The organism is Lysinibacillus sp. FSL R7-0073, from assembly GCF_038009065.1.
Taxonomy (GTDB): Bacteria; Bacillota; Bacilli; order Bacillales_A; family Planococcaceae; genus Lysinibacillus; species Lysinibacillus fusiformis.
In genome coordinates, this window is sequence record NZ_JBBPAS010000001.1 from 2,499,977 (window position 1) to 2,512,215 (window position 12,239).

Consider the following 12,239-nt stretch of genomic DNA (forward strand, 5'->3'; position numbering starts at 1 on the left):
CTTTATTCGCAAAGGTATTTCAGATTATTCCAAACTAGTATTCTTGTGAATTCTTTCGCGAGGGTGAGTGGGTAAAATCGCGTTGCATAGCTCAAGTGATGCGGAATGCTTAAATGGTTCACCTTTCATACTTTCCTCTACTAGCTGACCATTTTGCATGACTAGGATGCGATCTGAAATAAAGCGTGTAGCCTGTAGGTCATGAGAAATGAAAATGTAGGCAAGTTGCAAATCCTTTTGTAGTGTCTGTAGTAATTGAATGATATGTTTTTGCAAAATCATATCTAAACTACTAATGGCTTCATCTAAAACAATTAATTTTGGATGTAAGGCAAGCGCTCTTGCAATGTTCACACGCTGTTGTTGTCCCCCACTAAGCTGGGAAGGATACTTTTCGGCAATAGATTTTTCTAACTCTACATGATCAAGTAATTCCTTTACGTTAAAATGTCTCTCAGCTGAGCTATAATGCTCGAAATTTAGGTACGGTTCCTCTAAAATTTGAAAAATGGTGTGCTTTGGATTTAATGAATGATAGCTATTTTGAAAGACTGCTTGTAAATCTCTCCGTATCATTTTTTTCTGTTGGCTAGTGGCATCATAAAGATTAACCCCTTGAAATAGAACCTCCCCGGCTGTTGGTCTTTCCATTCCTAATATAATTCGGCCCAATGTGCTTTTTCCTGAGCCACTTTGTCCAACAACCCCTAAGCATTCTCCCTCCTGAAGTGAAAATGATACTTTCTGTAATACAGGAGCATCCTGTTTTCGCTTGAATATGAATGGTCTATGTGCATAGTTCTTCTCAATATTTCTCACTTCTAGTAGCTTCAATCTTTTCACCTCTAAAACATAATTCGGGATTGTAATAGTTTCTTTGTATAAGGATGCTGAGGGGCATCAAAAAAATCATAGACATTCGCTTGTTCAATTATTTCCCCCTTATACATCACGGCTACATCATCAGCAAGTTCAGCGATAACGCCTAAATCATGTGTCACAAGAAGAATGGCTGCCTGTGTTTCCAAGCGAACACGATCAAATAATGTCAATATCTGCTTTTGATTGACTGTATCAAGAGCTGTCGTTGGCTCATCAGCTATGTATATAGAGGCTTGAATTGCCAGTGACAAAGCAATCATCACACGCTGTAGCATTCCCCCACTTAGTTGGAATGGATAATAGTGTAAAAGGCGCTCGGGATTAGGTAAATTAACTTTTGACATGCTTTCAATAGCAATTTGTCTTATTTCATTTTTAGTTATAACAAAATGAGCTTTTAATGATTCACGAAAATGACTTTCAATAGTTTGAACACGGTCAAAGGCAGTCGAAGGATTTTGCATAATAATAGAAAGATGTCTACCACGATAAGCTCTCATTTGAGCAGCAGTTACCTTCAATAAATCTTGTTGATGGTAGAAAATTTGCCCTTTGGTGATCTGCGCTCTAGTCGGCAAGGCTTGCATAATAGCTTGGCAAAGCATCGTTTTCCCACTACCGCTTTCCCCAATAATTCCTAATACTCGGCCTTGATAGGCTGTTAAATGAATGGAGGATAAAATATTCTGTTCTCCAATTTTGACCGATAAGTCTTTCACTTCTAAAACTTTCTTCATAACTACCCCTTTACTGATCAGGCTTCTTCAAACTACTTGCTAAAACATTACATACTAGGACAACAAAGACGATAGCAAGCCCAGGATATAGCATTAATTCAGGATGTTGGCGGATATATTGCTTCCCTTCATTTACCATCATTCCCCATTCAGGAGTGGGAGCTTGCACACCAAGCCCAATAAAGGAAAAGCCCGCAATCTCTAAAATGACCTTCCCCATATCTAATGCCACAATCGTTACAATCGGTGGCCAAACATGAGGGAGATAGTGTCGAATAATTAATTTTGCACCTGTAGTACCACTGATTCTTGCCGCTAGAATAAAATCTTTTTCATTCATGCCAATAAATAAACCTCGGATTAGCCTCGAATAATAAATAAGCTGTGTCAAACTAAGTGCAATTAACACATTTTTCAAGCTAGGACCTAATACACCTAAAAGCCCAAATGCTAGTACAAGTGTTGGAAAAGCTAATAAAATATCGCATATCCGAATAAATAGCGCATCTATTATACCTCTTTTTAAGGAGACTAATGCGCCCAATAGAATCGCTACTAGAATAGCAACTATTTGTATGACGAGCGCCGCACCTAAAGAATACCGAATCCCTAAAAGCAATCGGGAGAAGACACATCTTCCTAAATGGTCTGTTCCTAATGGATAGTCCCATGAGGGTGCTAAAAATTTCTTAGAAATATCGACTGCTAAAGGGTCATGAGGCATAATGAGTGGGGCTAACAGTCCTAGTAAACCAATGATCATTAGTAAGGTGATACTAATATATCTTCTCATATGTATACGTCCTAAGTTCACTCTACTCTCTCCTATCCTTCATCATCAGATGAGGATCCAATAAACGATGCAATACATCTGTGCCTAAATTGGCGAGCACATAGATGACAGCACTCACCAACACATAGCATTGTACAACGGGGTAATCACGATTCGTTATGGATTCTATTAAATATCGACCGAGCCCCGGCCAACTAAATACTTGCTCGACTATGACAGCACCACCTAGCAAATTTCCGAGTGTCATCCCAAACAAAGTTGATATTGGTATGGCAGCATTCCTCCCCACGTGTCGGATGAGTATGACCGATTTTTTCAAACCTCTAAGCTGTGCATATTTTACATATGGTTGCTCGTATTCTTCGATTACGGCAGAGCGGATAAACTGTGAGAACAATCCGATTGTAGGTAAAGCTAAGGTGAAGGCTGGTAAAACAATATGTGCTACCGAACCTTTTCCATTCGTTGGAAAAATGCCAAGTTTTAAGCTAAAAAGATAGAGTAGGATAAACCCTAACCAAAATGTTGGGATGGATACACTTATTACTGTAAATAATCGAATGATTTTATCGATAAAGGAATGCTTATATAATGCGCTCACAACCCCTAATGGAATACTAAAAGTTAAAATTAGGATAAATGCTACTATAGCTAATTCAATGGTAGCGGGTAGCTTAGCAAATAGCTCATGAGCCACGGGTAATTTACTAACAAAAGATGTACCAAAGTCTAGCTGTAAAACGCCTTTTACCCATAGCAGATACTGCATGATAAAAGGCTTGTCTGTCCCTAATTCTTCTCGTAAAGCTTGTATAGCCTCTGGTGTTGGGGCAATTCTTGAGAGTCGAAGGATGACCTCTGCCGGTTCTACTGGTACGAAACGAATAAACACAAAGGTCAGAATAGATACGCCTACTAATACAAATGGTAGTGTGAGAATTCTTTTTACACAAAACATCCAAGTCGATTCGTACATGCCGTCACTTCCTATTCCATCCTATGATAAAAAGAGAGTTGTCATGGTTCGACACACTCTCTCTTTCATACTTAGTTTTCTTTATCCATTTGTGCATATGGAATGTCATACTCAGAAGCACGTGGTGCAAAATCCTTCATATATGGTTGATAAATAACATTATTCGTTTCATACGATATTGGATAGAATAATGCTTGATCGTGGAAAATTGTTAAAATATCCGTGTAAAGCTGCACGCGTTCTTCTTCATTGGTACCAACTAATAATTGATGTATGTTAGTATCGATCTCTTGAGCATTTGGTAAGCCTAATTTTGCTTCATATACACCACTAGCATTTGGTGTAGCTGATTCATTTGCAAAGCTATGTGGATCAGTTGGCGGTCCATTTGTTCGCCAGAAGTTAATATCAACCTGATCATCCATTAATTTTTGCAGACCAACCATAACATCAGCGCCTTCAATATTTAACTGTACCCCTATTTTTGCTAGCTCGCCTTGCATTAACTCTGCCATAGGTTTTTGAATGGCATCAGTAGCAATATAGATTAAATCTAATGTAAGGGGTTGACCATTTTTCGAACGAATTTTCTCACCCTTCTCTAGCGTCCAGCCCGCTTCATCTAGCAATTTCTGCGCCTTTTCAGGATTATATAAAATAGGTGCTAAATCAATATTGGCATAAGGAATGGCATCCCAAAATAGCGTGTTTGCCACTTTTTCTGTACCATGTGTAATACTATCTACCATTTGTTCTTTATTGATAGCATACTGAATAGCTTGTCGAACCTTTAGCTCAGCTAACGGTCCAGACTGAGTATTGAACAGTAATGCTTTCGTAGACAACGGCTCAGATGTAGCTGTTTTATATTTGCCACTATCTCTTAAGTACGTATAGTTATCTAAACTAATAATCCCTCGACCATAAATGACATCTAATTCTTCATTTTCAAAGGCTAACGAAAGGGATTCCGAATCTGGAATGATCTTAACCTTTATTTTATCTACGAGAGGTTTTTCACCCCAATAATGTTCGTTACGGCTAAATACAGCAAATTCATCTTTTTTATAGTCGGCTAATACCCATGGTCCTGTGCCAATAGCTGATTGAATGGAATCATTTGTCGCATCACCGTTCGGGAAGCCATTATCCCCTAAAAAACGAAATGGTCTGACAAAGGCTAATTCGTTTAACACAGGGTAATATGGTTTATCTAATTGCAACCGTATTGTTGATTCATCTACTTTGACGACCTCTTTAATATGGTTGACCATACCCATCCAAGAATGCATGTCACGATTCGCTAATACCGCATCAAAGTTGCGAATCACATTATCAGCATTAAAGGCAGTCCCATCCGAATAGTTAACATCTTTGCGTAAATGGAACGTATAGGTAGTTTTATCCTCTGAGATGTCCCAACTTTCTGCTAGCTTTGGGGTAATTGTCCCTTCATCGTTATACTCCACTAAAGATTCATAAACCATGGCTTGAGCAGTCATCTGATTTGGTAAATATGTATGGGGATTTAATGGACCTACATCTAATGGCCATCCAATGGTAATCATTTTTTCATCTGTCTGTTCTGTTGATGCTAAATTTCCTTTGTCCTTTTCCGAGCTTGTACAACCTGCTAGAAAGCTCAAGGTCAAAACAAGCATGAAAGGCAGTAAATACTTCGTCCATCTCATCTTTTGTCTCCTATCTCTATTCCCTGTTCATATCTACAAATTGAATAGAAAGAAGGCATAAAAAAACCTTATTCTACTAGAATAAGGACAGATAAACCTACAATACGTAAGCTTCCATCCATCTCCCTATCTTTCGTAGATCATCAATGAATCTTCTTACAAGCAGGCATTCTGGCTTATGAATCATCATTTTGCTTCACCTTTCCAAGAAAGAACTCAGTGGTAATCGAAACAAAACTCCTCATTTACAGCTGCGGGACAGCATGGGATTTACACCCATTTTCCTTTTAATTGAATGAAAAATAATTTCATTCAAACTTGTAATGCAATATTTGAAATTAGTAATAAACATACCATGCTGAAATGTTCACGTCAATTTTATTTTCTGAATATAATAAAACCTCTATACAAAAAGACCAGGTAGATAACCTGATCTTTATTTAACTCTTTTTATTATGTTGTTTTCGTTATCTTGATATAGATTCCTTCACCTCCTGACGCAATATTTTAGTAGCGCCTACCATATTAGCTAAAGCCGCGATTGTTTCTGGCTCTTTCCTTGTTTTTAAGCCACAGTCAGGATTAACCCAAAATTGATGCTTGTCAAGAACTTGTAAGCTATCTCTCATGATGGCTAACATTTCGCCTTCACTCGGCACACGTGGGCTATGAATATCGTAAACACCTAATCCGATTCCTTTTGTATAAGGATTTACTTGAAGGGAAGAAATAAGCTCTCCATGGCTGCGTGATGTTTCAATGGAAATCACATCAGCATCTAGCGCGCTAATAGGTTCGATGAAATCGTTAAATTCGCAGTAACACATATGTGTATGAATTTGTGTTTCATCTTTAACACTCGATGTAGCAAGTTTGAAGGCATTGACCGCCCAGTCTAAGTAAGCCCCCCATTCTTCTTTACGAAGAGGTAACCCTTCACGGAGTGCTGGTTCATCCACTTGAATAATGGAGATGCCAGCCGATTCTAGTGCTTCCACTTCCGTGCGAAGTGCTAATGCAATTTGATAAGCCACATCTTTTCGAGAAATATCATTGCGTACAAAGGACCAATTTAAAATGGTCACTGGCCCCGTCAGCATCCCTTTGACAAAGCGCTTCGTTAAGCTTTGGGCATACGCAGACTCTTTCACAGTAATGGAAGAAGACCATGCAACATCTCCATAAATAATTGGAGGCTTCACACAGCGAGAGCCATACGAAACAACCCATGCTTTTTCAGTAAAGGCAAAGCCCGTCAATTTCTCACCGAAATATTCAACCATGTCTGTCCGTTCAAATTCTCCATGAACCAGTACATCTATATCAAGATCCTCCTGCAAGTGAATCCAGCGCTTTGTTTCCAGTTCAATAAATGCTTCATAGTCTTCATTCGACAATTGTTTCTTTCGCCAAGCATTACGATTTCTCTTCACCTCATCAGATTGAGGGAAGCTGCCAATTGTCGTTGTTGGGAATAGGGGTAGTCCTAACGCCTGCTGCTGTATTTTTTGACGTTGACTAAAATCACTATGTCGCTCAAAATCCTTTGTTGATACGGATTGAGCGGCTTGCTGGATCATTTTGTTTTGACGAATTGGATGATTTTTTAGTGCTTCAATGGCCTTCATACTTGCTGAGAAATTATGACGTAGCGTTCCGTCTTGATTTTTTCTATATTTAGTGAGGTCAATAATTTCTTCGATTTTTTCATCAGCAAACGCCAGTGCTTGTTTGAGAACAGGGTCCAGCTTCTTCTTTTCAAGTGAAGTAGATATTGGTACATGTTGAAGGTTACTTGAAGGTTGAATCCACAATTCCTTAGCATCACAGAGCTTTTCAATAGCTTGAATCGTGGCGTTAGCTTCCGCTAAATTTGAACGCCATATATCACGACCATTAACAATTCCAATGGCTAAAACTTTATCTTGAGGGAAACCAAATTGTCGAAGTGACTCCATATTCCCTTTATAGCCATGTACGAAATCTAAACCAAATCCTTGGACAGGCAATGAAATCAATGTTTCATAGGAGCATAATGCTTCAAAATATGTTTGTAGCATTAGTTTTGCTGCTGGAACGGTTGTCGTTAATTGAGCATAGATTTCTTGTACTAGCTTCCGTTCTGCAGAGTCAAGTGTCGTCACTAAAGAAGGCTCTTCTAATTGAATCCACTCGGCACCTGCGTCTACTAATTCTTGAATAATCTGAGCATAGAGAGGTAATAGGGCTAATAAATATTCAACCTGTGTTAATTTATTGTAGCCCTTAGTTAGCTTATAAAATGTATAGGGGCCAATAAGTGTCGGCTTCGCAATAATTCTGAACGCTTCTTTTGCCTCTAAAAAGTCGGCCAATACCTTATTTTCTGTTAGTTGCAACGGTTGCCCTTCATATTCAGGAACAATGTAGTGATAGTTGGTATTAAACCATTTGGTCATTTCACTAGCTACTGCTGAATGATTTCCTCTCGCTACACTGTAGTAGGTATGTAAATCTACCCTTCCACCTTGCCAGTTAAAGCGCTTGGGTACTAAGCCAAACATTAAGGCTGTATCCAACATTCTATCGTATAGTGTGAAATCTCCCACTGTCACCATATCGATGCCAAGTTGTAGCTGCTTTTCAATCCGCGATAACCGAATACTTTTTAGGATTGCCTGAAAATCCTCTTCCGTTCGTTCTTGACGCCAAAATGCTTCTAACGCCTTCTTCCATTCGCGATCATCTCCGATATATGGATAGCCAATGAGTGTACTTGTATAAGTCATATTTAATCTCCCTTTCATCAATAAAGTTTATGGTTACTTGCTCTTACAAATTTGTGTCATCCCATGCTAGATTCAGTGGCTCTATATGAAAACCAGTGGACTTTGCTTTCGAATACAGAATAACAGCATGAAAAAAAGCCATTCTCCTTCTCGGAAAATGGCTGCATGGTAAAATTATTAATACAAAAACAATACGAAAAAATAGAACTTTCGTTTAAAATCATTTGTTATCGCACAGTGCCTGTTTAGTCACTATTCACCACCTATTTCCACGTAGGTATTTGGTGTGTACTAGAAATTGGCAGGTCTCCTGGCTTCTCATCAACACGCCTCACAGCCTTCCCGGTTTCCCAGTGGCATTTGTGATTTGCTCCGAATTACAGTTGCGGGACAGCGTCGGATTTGCACCGACTTCCCTTTTAAGCCAGACTTTCATCTGGCACCATTTCTTACACTATATTCAGTTATGCCCCTACTATAACATATATTTCAGAATAGTAGAAATTGTTTTTACATAAAAATTTATCTATTTACTCTGTTTTTAATTGTAAACCATCTGGCCCTTACCCTTAGTGATAATACCTTAATTATGTTTGTTGGCCTTAAGGCTTCTATATCTTCTATTTGCTACTCCGAAAAAAATCAGGTAACTAACAATGTAAAGCAGCAAAGAGTTCTATTAGTCATTAACACAATCAGGAAATCTTAGTAAAAGATGTTTACAAACAACTTAAATATAGTTATACTTACAAAGTAAACAAAAATTCTTAAGGAGGTCGAATGAAATGTTCGTTATCGTTAAATTGATGTCATTGGTAGCTACAACTTCAGTAAAAATGAAAATCACACATTCGACCAGATCGGAATGGATCGCTTAAGGTTTTTTTGTAATTAAGCATGCCCATACCGCAGGGAGAAGTGTGCCCCTGCGGTATTTTTGTGCCTTTTTTAACCGTAGGGGAGTCTCTCTACGGTTTTTTTCATTTTTCATGGCAATTTAAGGAGGTGATAATATGATATTAAACTTTTTTGTTCTCACGATAACTATTACGAAACGTGAGATCTCTCTTGAGCAAGCACTTCATAATGAAAATGTGAAAAAAATCTTTGAAGAGAACCGAAGAAAAGTAGAAAATTACATTCGTATTCGTCAATATTAATTTGGTTAATTAAAAAATATGAAAGGTGGGAATTGAAATGATTTATATGATCAAAAGACGTCATGCAGTTTTATGGCTGGAGAAAGACACAACCACCAGATGAAGTAATATAAAGTGGCAATACAGCTATTTAATATTATAATCTCCGTAAAGCTAACCCGTTCTAATCTAGGACGGGTTGCTTCAGGAGGTATTATGCACTTTTTTAAGCGATCTTCATACAACTTGATGTACTTTAAGAAAATGCGGTATTACAATAGTAGGAAAAACTAATTCTAAAAAGCGTAATTCCTCGATACTAAAATTGAATTTGCAAATTTATTAATTTCATTATTCTGCCCCGTCAGCCATCCATGTAGCTCAAAAACAGCGCCCAATTGTTGAATATCAAGTCGGTGATTTGTCTTTTGTTTGTTAAAGTAAAGCACCTCGTTACTTGAAGAACATCCAAAGTGTCCCCTTAAATTTTTTTGGTTACTTTCTACATAACTTTCAGTTATTAGTCCACATTCAGTATGGGTTAGATTAACCGACTGATAAATAGCAAACAAATAAAAAATAGTGCTCATTATTGAGCACTATTTTCTGGTTTTAATGGTATTGTAAAATAAAATTTAATATGAGCTTGTTCTTCCTCGGACGTCAACAAGCGAATTGCTTTACCAACCTCACCATCTTGCATCTCCCAAATTTCGTTATGATCTTCAACTGCGTTTGAAAAATCGTCTACCGACCATCTCTCCAAAATTTTCATATATACATCGCCATTGTCGTAATTTTTTATATTGAGTTTTGCTATTTCTAACAATCGATCTACTTTGGCTTGTGTTATTTGTGTATTTCCCACTTTATTGTCATCGTTAGTTTTGACTTTTTGGTGGGACATGTTGTGTATGATGTTTCTCATTTTATATTCTTCTAAGTTGTCAGGATATGGGACCTGTTCTTTTTCATCAGGAACAGTGGTATCTTCAAATGCTATTTCGACATATTCAGCGGTTGCTTTTTCTCTTTCTGGAGTAGGTTTATCTATTTGGTTATTGAATTTGATGTAACCAAAAATTCCTCCCATAGCTGCTACTATCGCAATGATAACGATAGCTGACTTTGTTTTTCTCTTCATGTTATTTCCCCCCCTTATACTTGAAAAAGGAACTTTTAAAATATGTTTGTAATTTTTTTTATTTAATTAATTCCAATAAGACCTGCCATTAGAATACCAATAATCACTAAATATAACAATAATAAGACGATTTTCATATTCCTTTCTGGGCTTTTATCGTCAGGAATAAACCTAAAATAATTCCTTAAATTTACATATTACAATTCAAATAAAGAATTTTATAGAATAAAAAAATTTAGGATTGATAAAACAAGAGCATATACTCCAATTAAATGATGCGCATGATTGTCGTATTTCATTTCGCCACTAAAAACACTCCTAAAGTTAGCTTTTCGACTCTAACTTTAGGAGTGTAGGACCCATCCAGGGTAATGCCTAATTATAGACTTTGACATTAAAATAGAAATTTAACCACAACTTTAAATAGCCTTATAAGTTTCTATTTAAACATAACCAAAATCTAATTTGGTCCAGTACGTTTCATCACTCGATAACCTTCATTGGAAGCTGTAGCAATTCCTTCACGATTCGGCATGCAATATTTTCCTGGTTTACATGTTCCGTCATTTCGGACTAACAGTTGCCCTAATAAACTCACAGCCACCCATGAAGGGCTTTTTCATTAAAGGATATTCAACCACCGAAAGTTTCGACCTCTAATTAATCTAAAAAGGCACTTTCCGCAATTCAAGAACATGATTATGGAATAAGCTACTATGTCCTTGAAATGTACAATAAATATTTGAATGGCGTAGTTAATGATATCTAAATTTAAAAGGAGTATAATTTTAATAGTTCATGTTTTGATAAACGAGTAGTAGCGTCCACTTTAATAAAATATGGTGATTGCCACTTTTTAGTTGCTATTGCTTGTTTGCTGGTAGGTGTATCCCAACTAGGATAAACTCTAATAGCCATTTTCCCCTTTGTATTAGCAGTTCTAAGAATGTTTTGCTTTATAAGAACTTCTTTTGGAAAAACAAATTGGCCAAAATCACCATTATTATTAAAAGTGTTTATTACTAGTAAATCAGTGGCATTATCATAGGAGAATGCTTGATTTTTATTAGCTTCATCCTTTTCCCAAAAGGAAACAAACTGCCCTACCTTGGTGGGTGTTATTTTTGCAACTCTAAATCTAACGGATTTAGAGTTTAACTGAAATATCCCAGCTCCATAATCAGAATTTTGAGTTTCCTCTCGGATGTTTTTTATAGTTAAATGATTAGGCTCATAAAGTAATTCATTTACATATGTTAATGTTCTATTAAATTCATTCATAGTTTTCCCCTTTTCTTTTACTACGAATACCAGTATATCATCTGTGGACTTGTAACCTTAATTACTTATAAAAAACTTTATTTCATTTGTTTCTTCATTTGGATTTACTGGACAATCTGCTCAAGTAAATAATACCTCTTTTGAATTAGGGTTTATTTTTGTATACGTTATAAAACCTTGATTACCAATTATCTCTACACAATGTTTCTAAAATTAGGACGAGATTAAAAAAAGAAAAAGAGTGTTACCATAGTAACCCTCTTTCTTAATCCGAAGCACCCTTTAGCTTAATAAGAAATCTCCTTTCGCTACAGATCATAGATAACTTTGTCATATACAAACACATTAGAACAATGTCCGTTAACTTCTTTTAAACTTCCACTAATTATAATTTTTTTCTCTATATAGTTTGAAGGGGTTTAAAAAAGGTTATATAACACTATAGCGAAATATTTAAAATACAAAATAGGAGATGGTTAGTATGAGTTTCATTTGGTTTTTAATAATTGGCGGGGTTATCGGTTGGCTTGCAGGAATAATTTTAGGAAAAGATATCCCAGGTGGAATTATTGGTAATATTATCGCAGGTATTATCGGTGCATGGATTGGTGGTATGCTTCTTGGAAGTTGGGGTCCTAAAATTTCTGATTTTTATATCTTCCCTGCTCTCATTGGAGCAATTATACTAGTTTTCATTGTGAGCTTAATTATGAAATCATTGCGTCAAGCTGCGTAAGCTAAATTGATCTTTTAGTTAATTTCTATACGGTCAAATGAATCAGACGTAACCAACAATAAATGGTGACTGTACGAATACTAAAAAGGCGG

11 protein-coding genes and 2 riboswitches are annotated in these 12,239 nt (G+C 36.7%); of the genes, 2 read left to right on the forward strand and 9 right to left on the reverse strand.

Annotation, left to right across the window (positions count from 1 at the left end; translation table 11 throughout):
* Positions 1-24: 24 nt before the first annotated feature.
* From MKY88_RS12350 to metE, 6 genes are all read right to left on the reverse strand, one after another.
* A complete protein-coding gene (locus tag MKY88_RS12350; protein ID WP_340813789.1) occupies positions 25-843 on the reverse strand; it encodes an ABC transporter ATP-binding protein in 819 nt (272 codons plus the stop codon).
* Between the two features lie 2 nt (positions 844-845).
* Complete coding sequence (locus MKY88_RS12355) at positions 846-1,619, reverse strand: ABC transporter ATP-binding protein (protein ID WP_340813790.1); 774 nt, start codon at positions 1,617-1,619, stop codon at positions 846-848.
* A gap of 10 nt (positions 1,620-1,629) precedes the next feature.
* Entirely contained in the window at positions 1,630-2,412 is a 783-nt protein-coding gene (locus tag MKY88_RS12360; protein ID WP_340813791.1) for an ABC transporter permease subunit, read from the reverse strand.
* 22 nt (positions 2,413-2,434) lie between these two features.
* Positions 2,435-3,388, reverse strand: coding sequence for a nickel ABC transporter permease (gene nikB, locus MKY88_RS12365; RefSeq protein ID WP_340813792.1), 954 nt, complete (start codon positions 3,386-3,388; stop codon positions 2,435-2,437).
* Positions 3,389-3,459: 71 nt separating this feature from the next.
* Positions 3,460-5,079, reverse strand: a complete 1,620-nt coding sequence (gene nikA / locus MKY88_RS12370) for a nickel ABC transporter substrate-binding protein (RefSeq protein ID WP_340813794.1) — start codon at positions 5,077-5,079, stop codon at positions 3,460-3,462.
* 144 nt (positions 5,080-5,223) lie between these two features.
* A riboswitch (cobalamin riboswitch) is annotated at positions 5,224-5,416 on the reverse strand.
* Between the two features lie 130 nt (positions 5,417-5,546).
* On the reverse strand, positions 5,547-7,847 hold the full coding sequence (gene metE, locus MKY88_RS12375) for a 5-methyltetrahydropteroyltriglutamate--homocysteine S-methyltransferase (RefSeq protein ID WP_340813795.1): 2,301 nt from the start codon (positions 7,845-7,847) through the stop codon (positions 5,547-5,549).
* Between the two features lie 283 nt (positions 7,848-8,130).
* Positions 8,131-8,309: riboswitch (cobalamin riboswitch) on the reverse strand.
* Between the two features lie 551 nt (positions 8,310-8,860).
* On the opposite strand from metE, the gene MKY88_RS12380 reads away from it, so the two are divergent.
* A complete protein-coding gene (locus tag MKY88_RS12380; protein WP_193832088.1) occupies positions 8,861-9,007 on the forward strand; it encodes a YrzI family small protein in 147 nt (48 codons plus the stop codon).
* 568 nt (positions 9,008-9,575) lie between these two features.
* Here the strand turns inward: MKY88_RS12380 and MKY88_RS12385 are convergent.
* From MKY88_RS12385 to MKY88_RS12395, 3 genes are all read right to left on the reverse strand, one after another.
* A complete protein-coding gene (locus tag MKY88_RS12385) occupies positions 9,576-10,130 on the reverse strand; it encodes a DUF6241 domain-containing protein (protein WP_328200738.1) in 555 nt (184 codons plus the stop codon).
* 460 nt (positions 10,131-10,590) lie between these two features.
* A complete protein-coding gene (locus tag MKY88_RS12390) occupies positions 10,591-10,728 on the reverse strand; it encodes a hypothetical protein (RefSeq protein ID WP_328200737.1) in 138 nt (45 codons plus the stop codon).
* Between the two features lie 173 nt (positions 10,729-10,901).
* A complete protein-coding gene (locus MKY88_RS12395; RefSeq protein ID WP_328200736.1) occupies positions 10,902-11,411 on the reverse strand; it encodes a MepB family protein in 510 nt (169 codons plus the stop codon).
* Positions 11,412-11,892: 481 nt separating this feature from the next.
* Between MKY88_RS12395 and MKY88_RS12400 the strand changes: the two genes are divergently transcribed.
* A complete protein-coding gene (locus MKY88_RS12400) occupies positions 11,893-12,147 on the forward strand; it encodes a GlsB/YeaQ/YmgE family stress response membrane protein (RefSeq protein WP_069481490.1) in 255 nt (84 codons plus the stop codon).
* Positions 12,148-12,239 lie beyond the last annotated feature (92 nt).

What these genes read in the sequence shown, in the direction of transcription:
- MKY88_RS12355 (WP_340813790.1), bottom strand. Translation starts at nt 1,619, where the DNA reads ATGAAGAAAGTTTTAGAAGTGAAAGACTTATCGGTCAAAATTGGAGAA.
- MKY88_RS12360 (WP_340813791.1), bottom strand. Translation starts at nt 2,412, where the DNA reads ATGAGAAGATATATTAGTATCACCTTACTAATGATCATTGGTTTACTA.
- nikB (WP_340813792.1), bottom strand. Translation starts at nt 3,388, where the DNA reads ATGTACGAATCGACTTGGATGTTTTGTGTAAAAAGAATTCTCACACTA.
- nikA (WP_340813794.1), bottom strand. Translation starts at nt 5,079, where the DNA reads ATGAGATGGACGAAGTATTTACTGCCTTTCATGCTTGTTTTGACCTTG.
- metE (WP_340813795.1), bottom strand. Translation starts at nt 7,847, where the DNA reads ATGACTTATACAAGTACACTCATTGGCTATCCATATATCGGAGATGAT.
- MKY88_RS12380 (WP_193832088.1), top strand. Translation starts at nt 8,861, where the DNA reads ATGATATTAAACTTTTTTGTTCTCACGATAACTATTACGAAACGTGAG.
- MKY88_RS12385 (WP_328200738.1), bottom strand. Translation starts at nt 10,130, where the DNA reads ATGAAGAGAAAAACAAAGTCAGCTATCGTTATCATTGCGATAGTAGCA.
- MKY88_RS12395 (WP_328200736.1), bottom strand. Translation starts at nt 11,411, where the DNA reads ATGAATGAATTTAATAGAACATTAACATATGTAAATGAATTACTTTAT.
- MKY88_RS12400 (WP_069481490.1), top strand. Translation starts at nt 11,893, where the DNA reads ATGAGTTTCATTTGGTTTTTAATAATTGGCGGGGTTATCGGTTGGCTT.